This window comes from Pseudanabaena minima str. Chao 2107 (assembly GCF_051131155.1).
GTDB lineage: Bacteria > Cyanobacteriota > Cyanobacteriia > Pseudanabaenales > Pseudanabaenaceae > Pseudanabaena > Pseudanabaena minima.
This window is the reverse complement of record NZ_CP159508.1, coordinates 5,034,555-5,059,454: the sequence shown is the minus strand read 5'-3', so window position 1 is coordinate 5,059,454 and position 24,900 is coordinate 5,034,555. Positions and strand designations below refer to the sequence as shown.

The 24,900-nt window shown below is 43.7% G+C and carries 16 protein-coding genes and 1 pseudogene; 8 read left to right on the top strand and 9 right to left on the bottom strand.

All coding sequences use genetic code 11. The annotated features are described in order from the left end of the window. Positions 1-106 precede the first annotated feature (106 nt). Entirely contained in the window at positions 107-3,283 is a 3,177-nt protein-coding gene (locus ABM313_RS22805) for an adenylate/guanylate cyclase domain-containing protein (protein ID WP_434685408.1), read from the bottom strand. 197 nt (positions 3,284-3,480) lie between these two features. On the opposite strand from ABM313_RS22805, the gene ABM313_RS22800 reads away from it, so the two are divergent. From ABM313_RS22800 to purM, 4 genes are all read left to right on the top strand, one after another. Then, positions 3,481-4,161, top strand: a complete 681-nt coding sequence (locus tag ABM313_RS22800; protein WP_434685407.1) for a YggS family pyridoxal phosphate-dependent enzyme — start codon at positions 3,481-3,483, stop codon at positions 4,159-4,161. Positions 4,162-4,971: 810 nt separating this feature from the next. Beyond that, positions 4,972-5,556 (top strand): cell division protein SepF, encoded by a 585-nt coding sequence (locus ABM313_RS22795; protein WP_434685406.1) that lies wholly within the window; start codon positions 4,972-4,974, stop codon positions 5,554-5,556. A 22-nt stretch (positions 5,557-5,578) separates the two neighbouring features. Continuing rightward, entirely contained in the window at positions 5,579-6,376 is a 798-nt protein-coding gene (proC, locus tag ABM313_RS22790) for a pyrroline-5-carboxylate reductase (protein ID WP_434685405.1), read from the top strand. A 66-nt stretch (positions 6,377-6,442) separates the two neighbouring features. Beyond that, a complete protein-coding gene (gene purM, locus ABM313_RS22785; RefSeq protein ID WP_434685404.1) occupies positions 6,443-7,474 on the top strand; it encodes a phosphoribosylformylglycinamidine cyclo-ligase in 1,032 nt (343 codons plus the stop codon). A 45-nt stretch (positions 7,475-7,519) separates the two neighbouring features. Here the strand turns inward: purM and lepA are convergent, their stop codons facing one another. Further along, positions 7,520-9,331 (bottom strand): translation elongation factor 4, encoded by a 1,812-nt coding sequence (lepA, locus tag ABM313_RS22780; protein WP_434685403.1) that lies wholly within the window; start codon positions 9,329-9,331, stop codon positions 7,520-7,522. Between the two features lie 536 nt (positions 9,332-9,867). Between lepA and infB the strand changes: the two genes are divergently transcribed. Beyond that, positions 9,868-13,299, top strand: coding sequence for a translation initiation factor IF-2 (infB, locus tag ABM313_RS22775; protein ID WP_434685402.1), 3,432 nt, complete (start codon positions 9,868-9,870; stop codon positions 13,297-13,299). 65 nt (positions 13,300-13,364) lie between these two features. Here infB and ABM313_RS22770 read toward each other — a convergent pair whose 3' ends face one another. Both ABM313_RS22770 and ABM313_RS22765 read right to left on the bottom strand, forming a co-directional pair. Then, entirely contained in the window at positions 13,365-14,240 is an 876-nt protein-coding gene (locus ABM313_RS22770) for a hypothetical protein (RefSeq protein ID WP_434685401.1), read from the bottom strand. A gap of 293 nt (positions 14,241-14,533) precedes the next feature. Beyond that, positions 14,534-16,009, bottom strand: coding sequence for an MFS transporter (locus ABM313_RS22765; protein ID WP_434685400.1), 1,476 nt, complete (start codon positions 16,007-16,009; stop codon positions 14,534-14,536). Between the two features lie 257 nt (positions 16,010-16,266). Here ABM313_RS22765 and ABM313_RS22760 point away from each other — a divergent pair, with 257 nt between their 5' ends. Beyond that, positions 16,267-16,827, top strand: a complete 561-nt coding sequence (locus ABM313_RS22760; RefSeq protein WP_434685399.1) for a thioredoxin domain-containing protein — start codon at positions 16,267-16,269, stop codon at positions 16,825-16,827. 221 nt (positions 16,828-17,048) lie between these two features. On the opposite strand, the gene ABM313_RS22755 is transcribed toward ABM313_RS22760, so the two are convergent. From ABM313_RS22755 to ABM313_RS22740, 4 genes are all read right to left on the bottom strand, one after another. Beyond that, a complete protein-coding gene (locus tag ABM313_RS22755) occupies positions 17,049-18,629 on the bottom strand; it encodes a serine hydrolase (RefSeq protein WP_434685398.1) in 1,581 nt (526 codons plus the stop codon). Between the two features lie 75 nt (positions 18,630-18,704). Then, the gene (locus tag ABM313_RS22750) at positions 18,705-19,478 is read right to left on the bottom strand and encodes an RNA methyltransferase (protein WP_434685397.1); all 774 of its coding nucleotides are present in this window, start codon (positions 19,476-19,478) and stop codon (positions 18,705-18,707) included. Between the two features lie 57 nt (positions 19,479-19,535). After that, on the bottom strand, positions 19,536-19,742 hold the full coding sequence (locus ABM313_RS22745) for a hypothetical protein (protein ID WP_434685396.1): 207 nt from the start codon (positions 19,740-19,742) through the stop codon (positions 19,536-19,538). Positions 19,743-19,841: 99 nt separating this feature from the next. Next, a complete protein-coding gene (locus ABM313_RS22740; protein ID WP_434685395.1) occupies positions 19,842-22,901 on the bottom strand; it encodes a DUF4114 domain-containing protein in 3,060 nt (1,019 codons plus the stop codon). Between the two features lie 172 nt (positions 22,902-23,073). On the opposite strand from ABM313_RS22740, the gene ABM313_RS22735 reads away from it, so the two are divergent. Together ABM313_RS22735 and ABM313_RS22730 are read left to right on the top strand one after the other, a co-directional pair. Beyond that, on the top strand, positions 23,074-24,006 hold the full coding sequence (locus ABM313_RS22735) for a pentapeptide repeat-containing protein (protein ID WP_434685394.1): 933 nt from the start codon (positions 23,074-23,076) through the stop codon (positions 24,004-24,006). A gap of 176 nt (positions 24,007-24,182) precedes the next feature. Next, a pseudogene (locus tag ABM313_RS22730) lies at positions 24,183-24,520 on the top strand (type IIL restriction-modification enzyme MmeI); the annotation flags it as partial. Here the strand turns inward: ABM313_RS22730 and ABM313_RS22725 are convergent. Further along, positions 24,508-24,678: a hypothetical protein gene (locus ABM313_RS22725; RefSeq protein WP_434688602.1), complete on the bottom strand. Its 171-nt coding sequence runs from the start codon at positions 24,676-24,678 to the stop codon at positions 24,508-24,510. The pseudogene ABM313_RS22730 and the gene ABM313_RS22725 overlap by 13 nt on opposite strands. Positions 24,679-24,900: the final 222 nt, after the last annotated feature.

Here is a 24,900-nt window from a genome sequence, read left to right as displayed (position 1 = left end):
ATTTTGCTTATCTACCGCGATCATCATCTTGTCCTTAGTAATGAAGGTGTTGCAGAGCGCCACCTTCATTTATCAGGTCTTTATGTCCTGAGCAAAACTTTTTTGGCTATAATTTTGAGGTAAGCCAATAGGTTTGCATGAGTCCTTTCCCCTTAACCTCGATCGCCCCCCGTTCGACCAAATCAAATTTATGCTTGAGCAGTTCATAGGTGGCAGCAGTCACCTGAATTTTGCCAACCTCACTGTGAGACTCCATCCGACTTGCCACATTCACTGTGTCACCCCAGAGATCGTAAATAAACTTTTGCGTACCGATCACCCCTGCAATTACCGCACCCGTATGGATACCAACCCGAATTTGTAATGGTCTACCTGTCAAATCACGGAGTTCAGCAACTTTATCAACCATATCTAAAGCCATACAAGCAATCGCCTCCGCATGTTTTTCCGTAGGAATCGGAATACCACCCGCTACCATATAAGCATCACCGATGGTCTTGATTTTCTCTAGTCCGTAGGCTTCACAAAGTGTATCGAACGTCGAAAAAATGAGATTGAGGAGATCCACCAAATCCTGAGGCGAGAGTTCAGAAGACATTCGCGTAAAGCTCACCAGATCGGCAAAGAGAACCGTAACAGACTCAAAACTATCCGCAATGACACCATGAAATTGTTTTAGGCGATCGGCGATCGGCTTAGGCAAAATGTTTAATAATAATTTTTCTGATTTCTCCTGCTCAGCATTGAGAGCTTCTTCCGCCATCTTACGTTCAGTAATATCATCAAGCACCCCCAAAATCCCGATCGTTTTGCCCTCTGCATCAATAATTGGGAGCTTGCTAATATCTAGCCATATTGATTTTCCAGACTTATCTGGATTGAGTTTGCGCTGAATCACATGCATTTCAGGAATATTCGATTCCATAATTTGCTGATCATGTTTCCGAAACATATTTGCCAAGTCTGGATTACTAATCAGATCGTAATCAGTCTTACCCACCACACTTTCTGGAGTCTCCAGTTGAGCATACATCGCCCAATTTTTATTACATCCCCTAAACACCAGATTTGTATCTTTCCAAAAAATTTGTTGGGGAATGCTATCAATGATTAATCGCAAATAGGTTTTTTGTTCTTCAAGAGCTTGCTCAGCTCTCACACGAGCCGTAATATCCTGAAAACTCCAGACCCTACCGATGATCTGATTACCAAGTCTTTGAGGACGGGAATAGCGTTCCAAAACTCTGCCATCAATCAGCTCTAACAAATCATAACTTTCGCGTTCAGGATGGCGATAAAACTCCTGCGATCGCCTCATAAAGTCTTGAGGATCGAGCATCTTTTCCGATAGAAACTCTAATCTCAGGTCAGAGTCAGGTATCGATAAAACCTCTAACGATAGTCCAAACATATCAACAAAGCGCTGGTTATAACTATTGACATGCCCCATCCGATCCACTGCAACCACACCATCAGCGATCGACTCAAAGGTAGCTCTTTGCAAACTCACAAACTCTTCAAGAGTAGACTCAATTCTCTTCCGTTCCGTAATATCAACCCCAATAGAGAGAATTTCTACCAATTTTCCTGAATCATCTAAAATTGGACGATTTGACCAAGATATCCATACCTGCTCTCCATCACTACGAATATTTTGACTTTCTTGAAACATCGATATCTGATGGGAATTATTACGATCCTTCATCCAACTGAGCAAATCAGAAATAGTTGTGTCATCACTACCTTTCACAATCGTGCCACTAATATTTCTGCCCACCATTTCATCTTCCTTCTGAAAGCCGAAGAAAGTTAAACCATATTCATTAATAAATTTGATAGTACCGACTGTATTAATACGCAAAATAATGCAATTGGCTGCCTCAACAAGGGTGCGATATTTGATTTCACTGGTTTTCAAATCAGCAGTACGTTGTTCTACACGGATTTCCAATTCCTCTTTACTTTGAGCAAGCGCCATAAAAGAAATCTGTAACTGTTGCGCCATTTGATTGAAAGAATCCGCCAGAATTGATAGCTCTCGCACATTAGCAGTTTCGATGGGGTGATAGGGTTGACCAGTGGCAAGATCAGCTGAGGCAGATAGATTTGCGAGCAAATGCGAAGCATCAATTAACTTCTCTACGGGTTTGGCAATCCATTTCGATGTATAGAAGCCTGTTAAGCTAGCAAAAACTAGAGCTAAAGCACATAAGACAATCGTATTGCGCGTGTTGATATTAATGCGATCGCGAAAGTCTTCTTCAGATACTGCCACAATCATCAGCCAGTCCAGCCCCTGATCATTGCGTAATCTCGTAATCTGGACGTATTGAGTTGCACCTTCCCATTCCATTTGTAGTTGCTGATGATTAGGAATACTAGAAGAGTTAGGATATTTTTGTTGAATATTTTGAAAGACTAGACGTAATAATGAATTTTGGCTTTTACTAGCATGAATGCGCTGTTGTTTTTGATCTATGGAAATATAAGGCGCTTCCGAAGTTGATGTGGCAACGATATCCCCTGATGGTTCCAGAATAAATGCTTGCCCTGTTTTAGCAATTTTTAGCTGTCTTAGAAAATCCCCTATTTGAGAGAGCGTTAAGTCGATCGCAATGACTCCGCGCAAGTTACCAGACTCACTATAAATCGGCAAAGAAGCCGTAATTCCTAAAATCGGACGTGCTACAAATGGATAAATAGGACTCCAGACTGTTTGACGAGCCTTAACTGCTCCCTTATACCAAGGGCGATCACGAGGATCGTAAATATTTACTTCAATTTGGTTAAGAGCTTTACCAGCATTATCTAAGCGATAGATTATTTTTTGCAGTGGAGCAGCTAAATTCGGCGAAGAAGATCGATGCAACACCAAAGCATTACCTTCTCGCCTCTCCACACCGAGAAATTGCCCTTGAGGATTGGCAGCATAGAAAAAATATAAACTTTGAGCTTGGCGCATCTGTTGCCAAAATAATTTATCGACACTGTTTAAATTCTCAAAATTCAAATAGCCCGCTTTTGCCATAGCCCCGTGAGCTTGCAAAATTTCTAAAGGAGCATCAAAGTAACCTCGCACATGAGCTTCAATCGTATTGGTTACTTCCTGTCCAATTTGAGGAGCTAGTTCTTGAGTTGCCTCCCGTCCATTCTGTACCGATAACCATCCCGTAATTCCTACAGCCGCAATCACTTGAGTCACAAAGGGAACTATCAGCAATATCTTGAGAGAAAGCTGGCGATCGCGTTGAGATTTGGCATCTGTACTGGCAGGAGCAGTCATACAAAAAGCTGCATATAAAGTGCTAGACAATCCCCATAATAAAGTGATCCTCATGGAAAAGTACGAGTCTGCGCTTATTTGCTCATTTATTGCCTGAGGTTTGCTCTAATGAGTAAGTAGACAAAACCTAAAACTTCTAGTCCACGCTGCACGTGGGCTAGAGGTTTTAGATCTGGATTTTTATTACCATCAAAGTTATGTCTGAAGTTAATTCTGAAGCGATCGCCCCAAAGATCGCCAATCGCCTAAATCAAATTCGGGTCAATCTTCCACCGCAGGTAAAACTAGTTGCTGTCAGCAAATACACGACGACAGAGGCAATCCGCGCGGCTTACAATGCAGGTGTGCGTGACTTTGCCGAATCGCGTGTACAGGAGGCAAAAATCAAGCAAACAGAGTTAGCAGATTTAACTGATATCACATGGCACATGATCGGATCTTTGCAAAGTAACAAAGCCAAACAAGCCATCAGCCAATTTGATTGGATTCATTCGATTGATCGTCTGAGTCTCGCCGAACAATGCGATCACCTCATATCTGAACTTGGAAAATCGCCTAAGTTGTTATTACAGGTCAAACTAGCCGAAGACCCCAATAAGTCAGGGTGGTCAGAATCAGAACTTTTAGCAGATTTACCCAAATTAGCAAAATTACAAAATCTTAATATCGTTGGACTAATGTCAATTCTGCCCTTTGGCTTAGATGAGTCTCAAGCCTATGACGTTTTTAGCAATGTTGCTGAACTAGCAATAAAAATGCGATCGCTAGGCTGGGCAAATATCCAAGAACTATCAATGGGTATGTCCGCCGACTATGCGATCGCTATCAAAGCAGGTGCTTCGATCATTCGCATTGGCAGCCAAATTTTTGCTCTGTAGTTTACCTGTAAGGCGGCGCGAAGCGCCACCTTACAGATATTGGATTTTTTCTGCTTGCCAGAGATGCACAAACCTGTTATAAGTTTAGCGTTCTAAACCAAATAGTTTTTCTCAATAAAGTTGAGAATTTAGCTAATCCTGATGGAGATAGTTAGAAATTATTTCTATAAATACAATAAATTGTTCAATTTTTGTATTCTAGAATACTTTAATTTCAACCAACAATACTGATGTCCCAAAATCAGAAATTGCCCATGAGTATTACTAACTATTTTGATGTTATTGCTTTTGTCTTTTGTAAAGACTAATACGAAAAGCTTTTAAGAAAGACTATGCCTAACTAAGTTTTTATGGTGATATCACATTGTCCAATTATCATCATTTAGACTCACATAGACACTCTTAGCAAAAACAAATTTGTTTAGCAAAGCCCTTGATAGCAATCAAGTTTACCTAATTATTAAAAACTTGTTAAATATCAAAAAGATTTCCTCGTAAGTAACTAGTTTACTTAAGTAGTTAAGTCCTATGTACTACAAGGCTTTGTCAAATAAAAGTCGTGTTTTGTCGTATTAAAAAAAGTTAATAACTCTATCTAGCTTTTTTGCCTGTTATCGGTTACAGTCTGCGAGTAAATATTTTGTCAATACTGTTTTGGACAGTAAAGGCAACTTAGCACAACTAGACAAAGCAACTCTTTGCCTTATTTTTTAAGACTGCTTTATTAGATCGCACTCCTCATCTAGTCTAGAAGTATGATGTTGAGGTTTTAAGCCAAAACTGAGGAGCACACACTAGGAGTTAATTACGATGGGAATTTTTACAAAGCTCAAGGATTTTGTTGGTTTGACTGAAGCACAAGAGTACGAATATGAGTACGATGAAGCCTCAAGCCGTGAATACCAAGACATTTACCAAGAAGATAATGGCGCGATCGCTCCAGAACCTGAAGAGCCACAAACTCGCCGCACCCGTGAACGTCCCACTGCTTTAAGAGCAACTTCTGAAAACATGAGCAATGTAATTGGTATGCCTGGTGCTGCAAATGGTCTGTCCCAAGTAATGGTGATGGAGCCTCGCACTTTTGAAGAAATGCCTCAAGCCATCCAAGCATTACGTGAACGCAAATCAGTTGTACTGAACTTGACGATGATGGACCCCGATCAAGCTCAGCGTGCAGTTGACTTTGTTGCTGGTGGTACTTATGCCCTTGACGGTCATCAAGAACGTATTGGCGACAGCATCTTCCTGTTTGCACCTTCTTGTGTTCAAGTCACATCACAGTCTTCAGTATTGAACGAAGCACCTATGCCTCAGCCTCGCGTGGTACGTCCTACCGCAGCACCTGCTCCAGCATGGGCTGCCGAAGCACCTGTTAGCCGTTTCGCTCAATAATATCTAGGTTATTGGTGAATCTTTGAAAGCTCAACTCAGTATTATCGGTGGCGGTGTAATGGGTGAGGCAATTTTGTCTCGCCTGATCGCTAGTAACCTTTACCTGCCATCCGATGTCTGCGTCAGCGACCCGATGCCAGAGCGTCGCACTCTCTTAGAAAAAAAGTATGGGGTGCAAGTTACACCAAATAATCTAGTGGCTGCGGAAGCAGAGATTATGCTTCTTGCTGTTAAACCACAATCACTCAATGCGGCTGCCATTGGTTTAGCAAATGCTCCCGCTAATTGCATTGTGTCAATTTTAGCTGGTGTAACTTTGGCGCAACTAGAGGTGATGTTTCCCTCTAAACCAATTATCCGAACTATGCCCAATACACCAGCGCAAGTGGGTGCAGGCGTAACGGCAATCGCCGCAAATGCGCTAGTAACTAAGGCACAGTTAGATGCTGTGCGAAAAATTTTTGGGGCGGTTGGTACAGTCGTCGAAGTTGCCGAATCACTGATGAATGCAGTCACAGGTTTATCAGGCTCTGGGCCCGCTTATGTTGCGCTCATGGTTGAAGCAATGGCAGATGGGGGCGTAGCAGCAGGATTGCCAAGGGCGATCGCCATGCAATTAGCCACACAAACGGTTTTAGGAACCGCACAATTATTAACTGAAACGAAGTTACATCCTGCTCAATTAAAAGATCAAGTCACCAGTCCTGCGGGCACAACCATTGCAGCGATCGCTCAGTTAGAAAAAGCGGGCTTGCGTTCCGCTATGATAGAAGCCGTGCTTGCGGCAACCCATCGGGCTGATGAATTAGGCAAGCAGTAAGTTGTTTTAGATTTGTGCAAACCACCAATCTAAAAGTTTAATTGAGCAGATTGGGAGTTAGAAGTTTTGGATTATCGTCAAGCGGGTGTAGACATCGAAGCAGGTCGCACTTTCGTGGAAAAAATTCGCGATTCCGTCGCCAGAACCCATCGTCTAGGGGTATTAGGCGATCTTGGCGGCTTTGGTGGATGTTTTGAACTGCCCACAGGTTATCGACAACCCGTTCTCGTTTCAGGTACAGACGGCGTTGGTACAAAGCTAAAAATTGCTCAAGCAGCCAATAAACACGACACCATCGGCATTGACTTAGTAGCAATGTGCGTAAATGATGTGCTTACCTCTGGTGCAGAGCCATTATTTTTCTTAGATTATTTAGCAACAGGCAAGCTGGAACCCGATCAACTTGCTGAAGTAGTTAAGGGCATTGCTGATGGTTGTCAGATGGCAGGTTGTGCCTTGCTTGGCGGCGAAACGGCGGAGATGCCGGGGTTTTATGGTGTGGGCGAATATGATGCGGCGGGTTTTTGTGTAGCGATCGCCGAAAAGTCAGAAATGCTCAATGGCACACAGGTCAATATTGGCGATGTGGTCATTGGTTTGGCGAGTTCGGGCATCCATAGCAATGGCTATAGCCTTGTTCGCAAAATCATCGAAACTAAAGGCTATAAATGGGACGATAAGCTAGAAATCTCCATCGATACTCAAGATTTGACCTTAGCTGAGGTGTTTCTCACGCCCACACAAATTTATGTCAAACCAGTTTTAGCAGCCCTAAAAGCAAATTTTGGCATTCACGGGCTTGCACATATCACAGGTGGCGGCTTACCTGAAAACCTCCCCCGTTGCCTCGGTGAAGGTCAAGCCGTGCAGATTTTCCGTGATAGTTGGCAGATTCCTACGCTGTTCCAATGGCTTCAGTCTGAGGGTGAAGTTCCCGAAGTAGATATGTTCAATACTTTTAATATGGGTATTGGTATGGCAGTAGTCGTTGATCCCGCTAGAGCTGATGAGGCGATCGCCTATTTCCAGTCCCAAGGCTTTGTCACTAATCGCATCGGTGAAGTCATCGCCGCCGAGCGATCGCTAATCTTCGTATAAAAAACAAAAAAGAACAAAAAAGGAGCGCGATGCGCTCCTTTTTTGTTAATCGCCGTTCAGTTGCAAGATCGCCATAAATGCGGCTTGTGGTACTTCCACCGTACCAATCGACTTCATCCGTTTTTTACCCTTTTTCTGCTTCTCTAAAAGTTTTTTCTTCCGAGAAATGTCCCCGCCGTAACACTTACTGAGCACATTCTTGCGTAAAGCCGAAATATTCTCCCGCGCCAAAATCTTTGAACCGATCGCCGCTTGGATAGGAATCTGGAACTGTTGCTTAGGAATTAATTCTCTGAGCTTAGATACTAGCGCCCGACCGACGTTATAGGACTTGTCACGATGCACAATGCAAGCCAAGGCATCGACAGGTTCTTCGTTGACGAGAATATCCACTAGTACCAGATCATTAGGACGGTAGCCAATAATTTGATATTCCATGCTGGCGTATCCCTTAGTGCGTGACTTCATCTGATCAAAGAAATCGGTCACCATTTCGGCTAATGGCAACTCATAAATTAAAGTAGCCCGTTCCGTAGTGATGTACTTCGTATCGACAAATACGCCACGTCTAGCCACGCACAACTCCATCAACGTACCAATGTAAATTTGCGGAGTCATGATCTCCAACTTCACATATGGCTCCTCGATCTGTTTCCTTGAATTGGGTGGCGGTAACTCACTGGGATTATCAATCATTAAGATCTCATCGTTATTAGTCGTCACCCGATAAATTACCGATGGCGCAGTCACAATCAAATCGAGATTATATTCACGTTCCAGACGCTCTTGCACGATTTCCATGTGCAGCATCCCCAAAAATCCGCATCGAAAGCCGAAGCCCATCGCGTTCGAGGTCTCTGGCTCATAGTTTAAAGACGCATCGTTGAGCTTGAGCTTCGTCAAAGCTTCGCGCAATTCTTCAAACTGATCGGCATCAGTGGGAAACATGCCGCAGAAAACCATCGGCTTAGCTTCTTCATACCCTGGGAAAGGTTCTGGAGCCGAGTCGATCGCCGAAGTAATCGTGTCCCCAACCCGCGCATGGGCAACCATCTTGATCGCCGCCGCCAGATAGCCTACTTCACCCGCATGTAATTCATCAACTTGGATCTGTCCTGGGGCTAAGACCCCTAGCTCGTCAATTACATATTCCTGCCCCGAAGCCATGAATTTGACGCGATCACCTTTTTTGACCGTGCCATCCATCACCCGAAAATAAACAATTACCCCCCGATAGGCATCGTAATAACTGTCAAAGATCAAAGCTCTTAAAGGCTGATCGACCGTATCCTTCGGAGCGGGTACTCTTAAAACGATCGCCTCAAGAATCTCGCGAATCCCAATCCCTTGTTTTGCCGATGCATGAATTGCGTCCGCACAATCTAAGCCAATTAATTCTTCAATTTCATGGGCAATGCGATCGGGATCAGCTCCTGGTAAATCGATCTTGTTTAATACAGGCACAATTTCTAAATCGTTGGCTAAGGCTAAATACACATTAGCCAGAGTCTGAGCTTCTACCCCCTGCGACGCATCAACCACCAGCAAAGCCCCTTCACAAGCCGCCAAACTGCGTGATACTTCATAGGAAAAGTCCACATGTCCGGGAGTGTCAATCAAGTTAATCGTATACTCATCACCATTAAGAGCCTGATAATTCATTCTTGCTGCTTGCAGCTTAATGGTGATCCCCCGCTCTCGTTCCAGATCCATATTGTCTAGAAATTGAGCCTTCATATCCCGATCCGCCACCGTGCCTGTAAATTGCAACAAGCGATCGGCAAGTGTAGACTTGCCATGATCAATATGGGCAATAATCGAAAAGTTACGAATACGAGAGACAGGTACGTTGGTCATAGATATCAAAACAATGGGGGCAGAACACTGCGAGACGATCCGATCCTACATTAAAGTAAACTAATGTAAACAACTGTAAAAGCGCTAATAAATTTACAGAGCTTTAAAAAACCTACTTAGTCGGTTAAATTCAGTTAAATATATTGAGGAATTCCTACAAAGCATGACTTTCTTAATATTCGGCTCTGTAATTAACACAAGGTAATGCTTACATAAAAAATCTCTTCTCAAAAACTGTGTTTAGGGGTAATGTACAAGAGCTAGTAAACTGGGTGAGATTTTGCCAAGGATTTGTGAGCCAAATTATCTGACTTCTCATATTACTAGATTGTATGAGTAATAATAGCTATAGTAGTTTCATCTAAAAATTGAAACATACTCGCTAGCCTGTTCAACAGGAATAGCTAGGCGCTTCTAAGATTAACTATGGTCAATGTAATTCAGCTAATGTAATTCAACCTAGCAAAAGACAGGAAGCAACTTCTATGTAAATTCAATTTCATCGTGTACAACAGTTACGCAGGGCAGAGTGAGCAATGAGTATAAGCAATCGAGTTCGACTATATGAACTCTCGCGAGAGCTAGATCTCGACACCAAAGATGTCATCGCGGTGTGTGAGAAATTAAATATAGTTGTCAAAAGTCATAGTAGTACAATTACAGAATCAGAGGCGGAATTGGTACGCATCAAAGCCCCTCAACATTATCCCAAAACGACCGATCCCAAAACTTCTGAAAAGAAAGCAATTGCTGTGGCGAAGACCAAAGAATCCGATGCTCGTATTGCCAAGCAACAAATTCTTGCTGTTACCAAGCCCACAATTCGTCTCAATACTCCGCCTGTCTCTGGTAATGTAGGAGCTACGCCTCCACTGCATCCGCCTCTTAACTCATCTAATGCGATCACTGAGCCTAGCTCAGAACCTCCTGCTAAAACTGCTGTTATCAACCCTCCCTTGCCCATGCCCTCTGCTTCTTCATTAGTTAAGCCTCCTAGTCGTCCTTCCGTCTCAGAAGGCGAACAGTCCGAAACTGCTCCTGCGCCCAAAATTGAATTAATATCAGAAACAGAATTGACCTCACCAGTAAATCCCCAAGCGATCAAAGACTCTCAGCCAGCATCGCCATCAGAATCAAAAATAGAATTAATTGCGCCGCCAACTGCACCCAAATCACCAGAAAAGGCTGCTGTATCGATTCCTGCAAAAAACTCAGTTGAGGAGCCAGTGATCGCAGCAAGGGTAAACCAATCCAAACAAGCACCCAAAGAACACCCCCGTAAAGAAAATCCAAGGTCTGAACGTCCGCAAGCAGAAAAAGCTGAACGTCCACTTGCGCCGAAACAAGCTTTAGTAAGTGTGTCACCACCTCAAGTCAAATTGAATAAGCCTGTAGCACCAGAGCGCCCCAAACCTCCTGTATCTGTTGCACCTAAAGCAGTTATTGCGCCTAAACCACCAACCGCAAAGCCTTCAGATGAGTCAAGAATTTCGGCAAAAGCCAATCAGAGTAAGTCTGAGCAAGACCGCTCCGATCATCAGGTCAAACACGAAACACATCCAGAAACAGTTAGGGTAAACAAGCCTGAAAAGCCAAAACTGAACAAGCCTGTTGAGCAACCTGTGGCTCCTACTAACGGTAGACCTCAAGGTCGTGGTCCCAAATTAGTCAAGGACTCAGTACTAATCGAACGAGGGATCACCGCACCAACAGAGCCACCACACAACCTGCGCCCTCCAATGCCCACTTTAATGCGTGCGCCTGAGAAGCCAGTAATTGCTGACAAAACTGGCAAAAAACCTGAGGTTGCAGGTGGCTTTAATCCTGTATTGCCTGAACTTTTGGAAAAGCCTACTCTACCGAACAAGTCAAGTAAGCGTAAAGGTAAGTCTAAGGAAGAAGAAGAAAAGGATTTATTAGAGCTTAAAGAAAAGAATCGCCTGAATAAGCCTAAGCGCTATCTGCGTGATTTTGATGACGATGATGATGATGCCGCTGATCTTGAGGCTGCTGCTGAGTTAGCACAAATCAGTCTGTCTTTGGCGCGTCCAACTGCACGACCTAAAGCCATAACTGTGCCATCAAAACCAACCATGGCTGCCGATATTAAACCAACTCAAAAGGGTAAAAAATCTGCACCAAGTCGCGATCGCCGTCATCAACAAGTCGAAGTTATTCCCGAAAAGCCTACCTCAGTGGAAATCGAAGAGGGCATGACCGTCGCCGTACTAGCTAAGCGCCTAGTACTTTCTGAGACAGAAGTGATTCGCACCCTATTTATGAAGGGGATCATGGCGAATATTAACCAAACCCTCGACGTGGGCACTGCCAAAATGGTGGCTGCAGAGTTGGGCTACGAAGTCCACGATCCTGAAGTTGTTGAACTAGCGCTCAAGACCGAAATGATCGAGGTTGGTGACCTTGATAAACTGCAACGTCGTCCTCCTGTAGTTACGATCATGGGACATGTTGACCATGGTAAAACGACCCTACTTGATGCAATTCGGAAGAGTAAAGTTGCTCAAGGAGAAGCGGGTGGTATTACTCAACATATCGGTGCATATCATGTTGATGTTGAGCATAATGGTCAGAAACAACAGATCGTCTTCCTTGACACTCCTGGTCACGAAGCCTTTACTGCCATGCGTGCGCGTGGTACGAAGGTCACTGACATTGCCGTACTGGTTGTAGCCGCCGATGATGGTGTACAACCTCAAACCATTGAAGCAATTAGCCATGCTCGGGCAGCTAAAGTACCAATTGTTGTTGCCATTAATAAGGTGGACAAGGTTGAGGCTCAGCCCGATCGCATTCGCCAAGAGTTAACTGAATATGCTCTCGTTGCTGAAGAATGGGGCGGTGACACAATCATGGTTCCTGTGAGTGCGATCCGTCGCGAGAACCTTGATACCTTGTTGGAAATGATCTTGCTGGTTGCTGAAGTTGAAGACTTACAAGCGAACCCTAACCGTACTGCTAAGGGTACTGTCATCGAAGCTCACCTCGATAAGGCGAAGGGACCCGTAGCAACATTGCTAGTTCAAAACGGGACATTGCATGTTGGCGATATCTTCGTGGCTGGTGCTGCCTTTGGTAAGGTACGTGCCATGGTGGACGATCGCGGTGTACGTGTCGATAAGGCTTCGCCATCCTTTGCGGTGGAAGTCCTTGGTCTTGGCGATGTCCCTGCGGCGGGTGATGAGTTTGAAGTCTACCTTGATGAAAAGCAAGCTCGTGCGATCGCCGATCAACGCACAATGGATCAACGTCAAGCCCGCTTGGTACAAGCCATGGCTTCACGTCGAGTCACCCTTGGTACTTTGTCGGAAAAAGTCAAAGAAGGCGATCTCAAGGAACTCAATATTATTCTCAAGGCAGATGTTCAAGGTTCCCTCGAAGCAATTCTTGGTTCTTTGGCTCAACTACCTCAACGCGAAGTCCAATTGCGTATCCTACTATCAGCTCCTGGTGAAATCACCGAAAACGATATCAGCTTAGCGGCGGCAAGTTCGGCTGTTGTACTTGGTTTCAATACAACGATGGCTCCAGGTGCAAGACAGGCTGCTGATGACCTTGGTGTTGACTTCCGTGATTACAACGTCATCTATAAGCTCTTGGAAGATATCCAAGACGCAATGGAAGGTTTACTCGATCCTGAAATGGTCGAAGAATACCTTGGTCAGGCTGAAGTCCGCGCCATCTTTACGATTGGTAAGGGTGCTGTGGCTGGTTGCTATGTCCAGAATGGCAAGCTGATCCGCAACTGCAATGTCCGTGTCAAACGTGGCAATGAGGTTATACATTCAGCCGTACTTGATTCGCTGCGTCGGGTTAAGGATGATGCGAAGGAGGTTGCCTCTGGATTTGAGTGCGGTATCTCCCTTACGAAGTTCTCAGCATGGAAAGAGGGCGATATCATCGAAGCCTTCCGCATGGTCACCAAGCGTCGCACGCTAGCTACTTCGTAGCAGAAACAATAAAAAGCGCCCTTAGGGGCGCTTTTTTATTGTTTGAAAATATTTTCAGGGAAACCTTATTGATTGAGACCTAATTCTCCCCTCAAATACTGCTGAATTATAGGTTGAGCTTCAACAATAACTTCATTAATTAGATTTACATGAGATGGATTATATCGATCAAATGAATAAAATCCTATCGGAGAAACTCCCAAAAAGTTTTCTAAGACTTCTTTTAACTCTTGACCTTCAACTTTTCCATGAGCAGCAAAATTTCTAGTATTTCTAAACTTCTTCTCAAGTCCTTTGTTAGTAAATAATTCCTTTAAACGGTTTCCCGATGTTTTATTGATATATTCATACAAAGAATATAAAGTGACAAAGTGTAAAACTGGATCACTATTTAAATTCTCAAGACTTAAAAATCTATCAATGTATTCATCGATATTGTCTTTTTGGATTTCTAAGACTTCACAAAACTTTTGCAAAAGTACATTTTTGGGAAATCCAAGAAATGACATTTCACCAACAACTTTATATATTGTTGCAGCAGGTTGAAGTATTTTATTTCCCGTTTCACAATCTAATACTTCAATATCATAAATATTAGATTGATGGCGATTTCTTTCAAACGGTGTATATCCACGCTGGTTCCGTAAGTCCATAAAGGCAAATTGAAACCGATTTAGAGATTTTATGAGTATGCCTAATGATTTTTCTTTGAAAGCATCAATATTAATTTCTTCTTGATAATCTTCAGTTTTACAAAAGAAGGCATCAAGTTTTCCTTCCGAACTAAGTCTTAATGAAAGCTGGAAATCATCAATCTCAAAAAGTTTTACAAGACCTTCATTATCTAGTAATGCATCCTTTATACAAAGTTCTCGCAAAACTGAATCAGGAGGTAAGACGTAAGAAAGAATATAGCAATACTTCTTTTTTGGGGCTAGCATTTTAAAATAAACGATTATTTTTAGGTGTTAGTAATGTTGCTATTTTAGACTCGATTATACTGAAACAAGCAAGAAATACTAGCCTCTAATATTTTACAATGAGCATTCTAGAAGGCTAATATAGCAAAGCAAGGGAAAGGTAAGATATATATTAGGAGAAAAGTTTAAAAGCGTTGTCAAGCAACGTTTTTAAACTTTTCTTGGTTTGATCTTGATCTCAAAGCACGACAAAGTAAAAATGTGATTGATACAGCGTAATACCAAAGAAAAAGCACCCGATGGGTGCTTTTTGTTTACTCGCTTTGTTCTCTTCTTCTTTCTGATAGGCGCATCAAAATCTCTGTATGCACCTCGCGAGTAATCGGATAGAAATATGCCAAACCTAAACCAATCACAAGGGCGATCGTTGGCAAAGGACCGATCGCTAAGCGAATTGCAAATAGGGCTGAATCAGGTTGAGTTGGTAAGGGCTTGCAAGGCACACTCTCTTGAAATTTAGCCCATGACAAACCTAGACCAAGCAAAAACAAACCAGCCGCTAGCCCAAACTTTTGCAATAACACCATGAAGGCATAGAAAATTCCTTCACGGCGTTGTCCTGTCTCTAGTTCATCAAGATCCGTGACATCAGGAATCATTGACCAAGGAATCAGATAAGCGGTGGAAACACCAGCACCTGCCATAATCGCCAGTATATAGAGCAGCACCACTTGTCCTTCTTGCAAGAAAAATAAGCCTGCTTGGGCAATAATCCAAATACCTGAACCCATAAAGTAAGCTGCTTTTTTACCAAATCTTTTACTGATCTCACTCCATACGGATAGCATGACTAGCGCCGTACCTTGGACAGCGATCGTCACAAGAATAAAATCACTTTCCTGCATCTTCATCCAATTCACCACAAAGTAGGGAATGATCGATGCAGTGATTTGTAAGGCTAGCCATGAGCAGAAATAGATGCCAATCACGAACAGAAATGGGCGATTGCTAAAGACAATTTTTAATTGCTCAAGAAAACTCATCTCCTCTATAGCAGTATCAATGGATTCATTATGAAGTCGATGCCGATCGCTGGCGATCGCTCTTCTTTTAATTCCCCAGACACACCAATAAATCGAAACACTGGAAATAATGGCACAGACTGCACCCAGCACAATATATTGCATTCCACCTGTATTACAGCTATCAGTCTGCCGCGCAGGATCTTTAAAGAAGGCAAAAATTAATTGGGCAATAAATAACGAGAGGATGCTGCCACCGATGGAGAAGGTAAAACGGAAGGTGTTAAGGCTAGTGCGTTCGTTATAATCTTGAGTAATTTCGGGCGTGAGTGCAGTATAGGGAAGGTTAACGGCTGTGAAAAAGAGATTAAACACAATTCCCACGATCACGTAATACCAAAAGAGAACCATCTTATCGGTGCTAGGCACTAGCCATTGCGCGAAAAATGACAGTCCAAAAGGAATCGCCGCATAGATCATCCAAGGTAGTCGCCTTCCCATTTTGGATTTGGTGCGATCGCTAAGTACACCAACAATCGGGTCATTGATAGCATCAAAGATTTTGCCAATTAATAGAACCACCCCTGCAAGGGCAGGTTCAAGTCCAGCGACATTGGTAAAAAAGAATAATAGAAAAAATGAGAGCAAATTTGTGGTGATCGAAGTGCCAAGATCACCTGCCCCATAGGCTAATTTTTCACTAAGAGTTAATTTAGCTTGGGTGAGGTCATATTGGGATGCATCAAAGGAACTTTCGGAATTACTCATGGTTGATTGCGTAATTTCAGTTTTGAATTAACGTCAATTCGACGAAAGCGCAAAATGGTAAAAATCGCAGAGCGATTTTTACCATTTTGCGCCATTTGCGCCGCGCTTCGCGCGGCGCAAATGGCTATATCGAATTCACGCTAAATTAAGAGAGGCTTACCCGTAGATAACCCACTCATAACTCGTTTAGAATTTCTTTAGCATAGGGCAATCCTTGCTCGGCATAATGGGAATAGTTATTTTCGTAAGTTATTGTCATGAATTCAGAGCATTCAACCAGTCCCACGCCAACCACTTCTAATCAGTTGCGAAATTTATTAGTGGCGATCGCTGCCATCCTGTTAACGACAGCCTTGTTTTTCGGATTTCAGGCGCAACAAAGTAGCACATCGCTGGATGCAGTTGCGGCGGCAGCAATGCCCATTGATGAAGCTTTAGCCAATGGGAAACCAACTACGATTGAGTTTTATGCGGATTGGTGTACTAGTTGTCAGTCGATGGCGGCAGATAATTTATCACTGGAAAAGGAATATAGCGATCGCATGAATTTTGTGATGCTAAATGTAGACAATACTAAGTGGTTGCCAGAGGTGACTAAATATCGGGTTGATGGGATTCCTCGGTTTATTTTTTTAGATCGTGCTAATCAGGCGATCGGTGATACGACAGGAGTAGTCCCTCGCGAAATTATGGCAGCAAATATCGAAGCGGCGATCGCCGACCAGCCGTTACCCCATAACAGCATTAGTAGCGATCGAACGTCACGTTTCTCTGAGCCAAAAGCCGCCGACATCTCTCAACCAAGGGATCACTCATAATTTTATTGAGAGCGCTTTGCACCCTCAATAAAATCAAGGATTTTTTAAAAGCGTTGCTTTATACCAAAACACAAAATGGCGTAGCCATTTTGTGTTTTTAAAACCCTTACTGGGTTTGTTTTTTAATTCACAAAAGTGTTGTCACACTTTCGTGAATTGGTATTACAACACTTTTAAAAAATCCATAAACAAAAAAGCCACGCAAAGCGTGGCTTTTTTGTTTATGGGTTTTGACGAGTTACTTCGGGTGGATTGATAAGACTTGGTGATGAGTTGGGGTTTGGTGATGGAGTCACATTTGGAGTTGTATTTGGCAAGGGTAAAGTAATGTTTTCAATAACGCTAGTCCCACTACCACCATTATTTGGCGTTGGAGAATTGGTCGAATCATTGGACTCTTGAGAAGCTGGGGCATTTGGATTAGCAGGGCTAGAATTGCTAGCAGGTAAACTACCACCATTGAGAAAATAGTCGTAAGTTGTCCGTGAGATTTGACGGATTAACTCATTGGCGCGTTGATCATTATCAGGACGCTTGACCATTACGGCGATCGCATAGCGTTTACCATTAGGCATATCAACGATGCCCGCGTCGCCAACTGCTGAGCCTATATCTCCTGTTTTATGGATAATTCTTGCCTCTTCACCAAGTCCCTTAGGTAAAAGCGTGTTGGTCACGGGGCGGCGCATGATATCCATAAAGCGATCGCGACTGCGCGGCTCAATCAATTTACCTTTATCGAGCATGGATAGTAATGTCACCATATCTTGAGTACTAATTGTATTTGTACCTTCAAGATCGGGCAGTTGATTCTTGATGACCATATTATTTAGCCCCCAAGATTTGAAACGCTGATTTAGGACTGCAATCCCACCGAGCCGCTTAATGATCATATTCGTGGCTGTGTTATCACTAATCACAATCATTTGGGTGGCTGTTTCTAACGCCGAAATTTTTGTACCCGTTGGTAAAAGCTGAAAATCACCCGCTTCTCCCACCTTAACGTCAGCAGTCATCTCTAGCTGCTCATCAAGCTTAATTTTGCCTGCATCCACATCCTGAAAAAAGGCAACCAAAATCGGGGTTTTAATCGTACTAGCCGCAGCGATCGGCTGATTTGCCCCCACTTGTACATAGGCTCCAGAGTCAAGATCAACCACCATCATTTGCATGGTGAGATCTTTTTCTTTAGCAGCCAATTCTTTGACTTTACTTAGCAAAGGAACTGCCTCAGTTTTGAGTTCAAGAGGAGCTATATCTGGAGATTTATTAGCCTCTTCCTTGGCTGCTAATTCTGTAGCATTAGTTTTTGCAGAAATAGATTGCTGATTTTGCCAGAAAGAAATGGCTGTGCCAGCAATCACACTCAGCCCAATACCTGCGATCGCTAAACGCAGTACATGCCAACCAAACAACTTAATAGGAGACTTGATGGGGATTGTCCGATTGTTGCCATTGGATTTTTTGCGTGGTCTTAACTCAGTCCTATTGTCAGAGCGTTGCTCAGGACGAGCCTCTACAAAACCTTGACGATTGGGTAAGGGCTTAACCTTATTCTCCTGTATTCGTCCTTCCGAACGGCGGTCTGAGCGGTTGCTAAATCGATTGTCGATGATGGGTTCTGGGGATCGATTGGATTCAGGCGATCGCCCCAAACGTGGTGGAACTTCAGCACTAATTGGGCGGAGAACAGAGTCACTATTGCTTGTCACAGCCTTGGCGCGACGTTCGCGCAACTTATTTAAACGCGCTTCTCGACTTTTTTCGGTAGCGTCAGGCGATGAAAAGTTTCTTGGTTCCACTGCTATTTATAACTCCGATACAAAAATGTCTCTACAGATATTTTCAAATGATTTACGAAGTAAACCATTTGAAAGTTAATCAAGATGAGCCGTAGCCCAATTAACTTGGCGTAAAATCCCCCGCAGCATGGCAACTTCCGATGGACTCAGATTGGCGCGATCAAAGATATGCCGAAACTTTCGCAATCGATGAGCGGCGGTATGTGGATAAACATAGCCGATCTTGAGCAATACTGCTTCAAGTTGCTGGTAGCAAGCTTCTAGGTCTGCGCGGGTAGCAAGGTCTATGGGTGCTGACTGTATCAAATCTTGGGCAATTTGGCTAGTCAAATTTTCGTGACATTGAGGATTTTCTCTAAAATCTGCTTTCAACAGTTGCAATTGATAGCAGCAAATACCCACTGATTGCGCCAAATTGAGCGATGGATAGTCTGGATGGACGGGAATTCGGATCACTTGTTGACAATGTTGAATCTCAGCATTACTTAAGCCCCGATCCTCTGCACCAAAGACGATCGCACTGGTTTCCGCTTGCATTAGCCAACTCAAACCTTTTTGGGGATCAGTAACTTTCATTTCGCCCTGATCAATGCGACCTGCGGTAGCGATCGCTCGATGACAGCCAACTAATGCATCTAGTAGATTATCCACAATCCTTGCATTTTCTAAAATTTCCGATGCATGGACTGCCATATGTCTCGCTTCATCACCAAGGCGATCGCATTGCGGATTGACTAACCACAATTCCGCTAGCCCAAAATTTTTCATCACCCTTGCCACTGAGCCAAGGTTTCGCGCCCCCGCTGTCTCGACTAACACAATTCTGATATTTGATGTGGTATTTGGCATAGTAGCGATCGTAAATCCGTTTTTGCGCTTTGAGTACTTGAAAATCAGCAATGCTAGTTATGAAACCGATTTTAGTGTTTTCAGCGCCAAAGGCACTGAAAACACTAAAATCGGTTTTTTGAAAGCCCGCCAACGGCGGGCTTTCAAAAAACCGATTTTTATAATGAGAATTGCTACTTGAGAATATTCTTGGCTGTTATAGCAACGCAAGAGATAGGACAAATCAAAACCAAAAATATGAGTGGCGGCGCTTCGCGCCGCCACTCATATTTTTGGTTTTATGTCCTAAGCAAAACTTACATTGCTATATTTTGATCATATTAATAAGTGGCGGCGCTTCGCGCCACCACTTATCTTTGGCGATTAAAAGATTAGGCTGTTACGAACAGAAGCAATACCAGTATTGTTAACTGTCACTAAATCCATGAAATTATTGGTATTACCTAAACCATCGGCAACAACTTGAACAACAGTATTGGTTCCGAGTTGTTGGAATTGGAGAATGCCATCAGCGATCGCATTAGTACCTGTGTAATTAATTGAGCTAAATACACCTCTGAGGTTAATCGTATCGCCCGCACCGAAGTCGAGAATTGTGTCCCCAGCTTCCCGAATATTATTAAACTGGAAAGTATCGCTACCTGCTCCACCGACAAGAATATCATTGCCATTGCCGCCAATCAGAATATCATTACCTGTGCCACCAGAAATAAATTCATTCGCATCAGTTCCAATCAATGTGTCGCTCCAGCTAAAACCAAAAATTGATTGGGTTGTCGTCGCGGCTGTAGGGTTACTCGCATAATCGATTAGGGCTTTACCCATATCGGTTGATCGCCAATCTTTGCTCGCAGCCATCACCCGATCCAAGGTATCGGCACTAATAGAAATATCACCCTTGACACGGAAGATAATATCGTTGTAGTCACGATCGCTGGCTCCATCAAGGCGTTGATCTTCAAGGGCGATGACATAGGAGCCATTACCCACCTCGATTTTACCCATTTGGAAACTGCGGCTAGGATTGTTGTCTAGCATGGAAAATAGAGGACGCTTAGTGCCATCGATCACAGGATTGGCAACGACTTCACTAATTCGACCATTGGGAACTTGGATGACCCCATAGGCACTGTTGGGATTAAGATTGAGGCTTCTTGTACCTCTGAATGTACCAGCGTTAAAATTGGATTCCCAATCTAAACCACTGGTAAACTTAGCAGCATCGGTAGTGTCACTGAGCAATACATAGCCTTGGGTCGAGTTACTGGCTGCACGACGAGCTGCTTCCGCAATAAAAGCCGCCGATCCAGCAGCATAGGTATCCATGCCATCCAGATTGAAAATACCAACATCACCTCTATATGCACCTCCATCGTAGAGAAATTCGACTTCGAGGCTGCCAGATTGACCTGAGGAAATTACACCTTTGTCATATTCAGAACGATTGGCATAGTTGAGTAGCTGTTGTCCAGCGGTAGAACTGCGCCAGTCGCGATCGGGATTGACCAAATCATTCATCAGAGGTACATCACTAGTTGCGCCCTTGACTTGAATCACGATGTCGTTATAGTCGCGATCAGAAATGTTGGGCAAGTCTAGACGATTATCTTCAAAGGCGTAGGTGTTTTTGCCATCAACATTAACCATTTGACCGATCGCTGTGCCAAAGGGATTCGCTTCAGGAATTGAGAAGATGGGCAGGTTGCCAGTTTGATTAATGATGCTGATATCGTTAGCGATCGCCGCTACGGTATTATTTTGTACCAACATGAAGGCAAAATGTCCGCGAGGAGCCATGTTGAAGGTTTGAGCGCCTTTATATGCACCACCGTTAAAGTCCGCTTCCCATGCAACCTTGTCCGAGAACTTCGCTGCATCGGTACGATCTTTGGTGACGACATAGCCGAGATTGGACTCACTGAGAGCGCGTCGGGATGCTTCTTGAATGAATTCTGTCGAGCCAGCCTTGAGATTTTCCATGCCATCAAGACTGAAAATTGCTAATTCACTCTGAAACCACCCACCATCATGGAGAAAGTCAATGCGAACTGCGCCAGATTCGCCTGTGTCAAAAATGCCGCCGCTATAGTCAGGACGAGTAGCATACTGCACCAACTCTTGACCGACAGAAGAATTGCGCCAATCGCGATCGCGGTTCACATTGGTATCCATCAAAGGAGCCACACCCGTAGCTCCCGTGAAGCGAAAAACCATATCGTTATAATCCCGATCGGAAGTAGTTCCCCAGTCAGTCCGCACATCTTCCATACCAAAGGTATCACCTCGACCAGTGACATCAACGATTTGGCGAACGCTGCTAGGTGCGCCGATATTAGCTTGGGGAATTGAGAAAATTGGTAAGCGATTGCCAGACCACATTTTGGTGACATCATTGGCAAGTTCTTGGACAGTGCTGTTTTGGATAAGCATTACCGCAAAGTCTTCACCTGCATTCATGGCATAGGTTTTGACACCTTGATAAGCACCGCCATTAAATCCATCTTCCCATGCAAATTTAGCGGTATATTTTGCACCCTCAGTCCGATCCTTGATCACAATATGACCTTGAGTAGAGTTGCTGAGGGCGCGGCGAGTGGCTTCTTGTACAAACTCATTAGAGTCAACCTTTAATCCTTCCATTCCCTTGAGGCTAAAGATTGCCATTTCTCCTTGATACCAACCACCATCATAGAGATAGTCCACACCGACCTGTCCTGACGCATCCACACGAAACACCCCAGACTCGAAGGTGGGACGGCTAGCATAATCGATGATTTGCTTCCCGATCGCTGTATCTACCCAATCTTTAGTGGATGCACCGATATCCTCAAGCGCAGGAATGCCATTACCTTCGGCTCCTGTTAATTGGAATACCATATCGTTATAGTCATAATCAGAACCACCCTTGAGACGGACATCTTCCATCGCGAAGAGATTACCTTTGCCAGCAACATCAGTAACTTGAGAAAACTGATTGCTGAGATCGGGGTTAGCGGCACTAATCGAGAATAAAGGTTGTCTTAGTCCTAGATCCAGTCCACTTGCTAGAGTATTAAAGGTTTGGCTAACAGTTCCATTAGAAATCAGCATGAAGGCAACCTGATCGCCTGCTTGCATGGAGAAATTTTTAATTCCTTTGTAAGAACCACTATTGTAATTATCTTCCCAATCAAGTTTGTCGCTAAACTTTGCACCTTCAGCACTATCAGCAACCAGAATACGACCTTGGGTGGAATTGGTCAGGGCGCGGCGAGCCGCTTCTTGATTGAAGGCAACCGAACCAACTTCTAGATTTTCCATTCCCCTCAAGCTAAATATGGCAAGTTCACCTTGAAATTGTCCACCATCAAATAGAAAATCAAAACTTAGTTTGCCCGTCGTTCCAACTGTGAATGTTCCCTGTGATGTTGCTTGTAGTGACATGGTTATCTATCCTTAATCTATTGCTCGCGTCTTTAGTTGATTCCCTTGGGCTGTTTTCTATTGCTTTTGGCGCTTTCCCATCCCATGTCACCCACGTTAGAGCTTGCAGCTAGCTTCAAGGTCAAGATCCCTAAAATCAAACAAACTATTAAAAAAACTTATCAATCTTTCTATGGAACCCAGCGAACCCGTTCAAAATAGCGCCCGTGGTTGGCTGATCGGCGAACTAAGCCGCTTAGTCGAGATTCCGTCCCCAACCATTCGCTATTACGAACGATTGGGATTGCTGCTCGCGCCCCTGCGATCGCCCCAAGGTTATCGTCTCTACGCTACCGATGCTCTAGAGCGTCTGTTATTTATTCAAAGTGCCAAAGCCTTTGGGTTATCCCTTGAGGAAATCAAACAGTTATTGGATTTACAAGCCGCCCAAACTATCCCCTACGCCACTTTTAAACAGATGGTGCAGCAACATCTCCGCAAACTCGATCTGCAAATCCAAGAACTGATGACCCAGCGTCAAAATGTTGCTCAGCGACTCGATCGCATTGTCGAGTCGCTTCCTGATCACGATTTTAGTAGTGCGGAGCTAACCCAAAATCCTCTGCTCAACCTAATCAGCGAAGCTACCGATGCTGTGACTCTAGAAGAATTAGCGGATCAAGGCGATCGCCCCAACTTCGGCAATCTCTTTAGTAATCGCAGTCAGGAAGTTTTGTATCTGTATTCCGTGGGTAAGCGCAATTTTAGGCTGATGAATTTGGTGAGTGCGAAACTCAATGGCGCAAATTTGAGTGGTGCTGACTTTACCAATGCCAAATTAATGCTGGCGGACTTATGTGAGTTGTCAGCGATCGAGACCAAGTTTGTGGGCGCAAATTTGGCTGGGGCGATCATTAGTGAAGCTTGTTTGCAAAAGGCAAATTTTACCGAAGCTTTGTTACTAGGCGCAGATCTCAGTGGAGCAAATCTCGAAGGTGCGAATTTCACCGCCGCAAATTTAGGTGGTGTCAATTTTACAGGGGCAAATTTGCAGGGTGTGAATTTTAACGAGGCGATTTTAGCTGATGCGGATTTTACGAATACCAATATGGAGATTTTAAAATGAGTTATTAGAGTTAATTATTTGTAGTGGACAGACACATCTAAAGTGATGCAATAGATTTTAGATTAATATCTATTGTATAAATAAATCAAGGCTTTCCTAACACACTAAATTAGCTGTGTCTATCCACTACATTTAATTTTTCGCGCCGCCCATCCTTAACACCTTATAGATAACGTATGAATGCAGTCGAAATTGAAGAAGCGGTTTCTCGGTTGGGAAGCGCCCTTTGATGCAGAGGAGTTTCCTTTTGCGTTTCTAGAGGCTTTTGGCAATAAAGCGACTACGCTCAAGAAGCTCAGGAGTGAACAGAGTAGTTCTAACTAACCAGTCTGATCTGGTGGGCGGTGTGCTGCAACGCAATACCATTCATATCAAGGTTTGTGCGTTGGGCGCAACCCTGACGGCTTTGCGGACAAGTCCCGCCACGACTAAGCATAAGGCGAAGTTTATTCTGGCGACGGATGGCGAGAGCTTTGAATCGGAAAACTTGAACGAAAAAAATCACGCTATTTGTCGCTTGTTCTCGCGATCGACATCCCAGAAAAAAGTGCGATCGCCATTGCTCATAAAAACAAAGGGTTGAAAGCTCTGATGCTTAGCAATGTCCGTAACATAGCGGCGTACCTGCTGCTCAGCGACTTCAGGCGATCGGCTCTGCCCGCTTTGCTTCAACTACCGCAATCACTTCCCCATTAGGCAAATACAAACAATAATCCGTCACCCCATTCCAAGGTTCTGCATCATAACCATCCACAGGAATCTCAAAACCAACTTGATTTTTTATCTTCTAAGTTCCACCCCGCAACCTTGATTTTTGGGTCAATTAAATTTTTCTGAGTTGATTTTTCGCTAGGCGACATATCGATATCTCTTTAATTTTTGAAAGCCATAACC

Coding starts and splice junctions, on each gene's coding strand:
- ABM313_RS22800 (WP_434685407.1), top strand. CDS start 3,481: ATGTCTGAAGTTAATTCTGAAGCGATCGCCCCAAAGATCGCCAATCGC.
- ABM313_RS22735 (WP_434685394.1), top strand. CDS start 23,074: ATGGAACCCAGCGAACCCGTTCAAAATAGCGCCCGTGGTTGGCTGATC.
- ABM313_RS22760 (WP_434685399.1), top strand. CDS start 16,267: ATGAATTCAGAGCATTCAACCAGTCCCACGCCAACCACTTCTAATCAG.
- ABM313_RS22740 (WP_434685395.1), bottom strand. CDS start 22,901: ATGTCACTACAAGCAACATCACAGGGAACATTCACAGTTGGAACGACG.
- ABM313_RS22750 (WP_434685397.1), bottom strand. CDS start 19,478: ATGCCAAATACCACATCAAATATCAGAATTGTGTTAGTCGAGACAGCG.
- ABM313_RS22770 (WP_434685401.1), bottom strand. CDS start 14,240: ATGCTAGCCCCAAAAAAGAAGTATTGCTATATTCTTTCTTACGTCTTA.
- infB (WP_434685402.1), top strand. CDS start 9,868: ATGAGTATAAGCAATCGAGTTCGACTATATGAACTCTCGCGAGAGCTA.
- ABM313_RS22805 (WP_434685408.1), bottom strand. CDS start 3,283: ATGACTGCTCCTGCCAGTACAGATGCCAAATCTCAACGCGATCGCCAG.
- ABM313_RS22795 (WP_434685406.1), top strand. CDS start 4,972: ATGGGAATTTTTACAAAGCTCAAGGATTTTGTTGGTTTGACTGAAGCA.
- lepA (WP_434685403.1), bottom strand. CDS start 9,331: ATGACCAACGTACCTGTCTCTCGTATTCGTAACTTTTCGATTATTGCC.
- ABM313_RS22765 (WP_434685400.1), bottom strand. CDS start 16,009: ATGAGTAATTCCGAAAGTTCCTTTGATGCATCCCAATATGACCTCACC.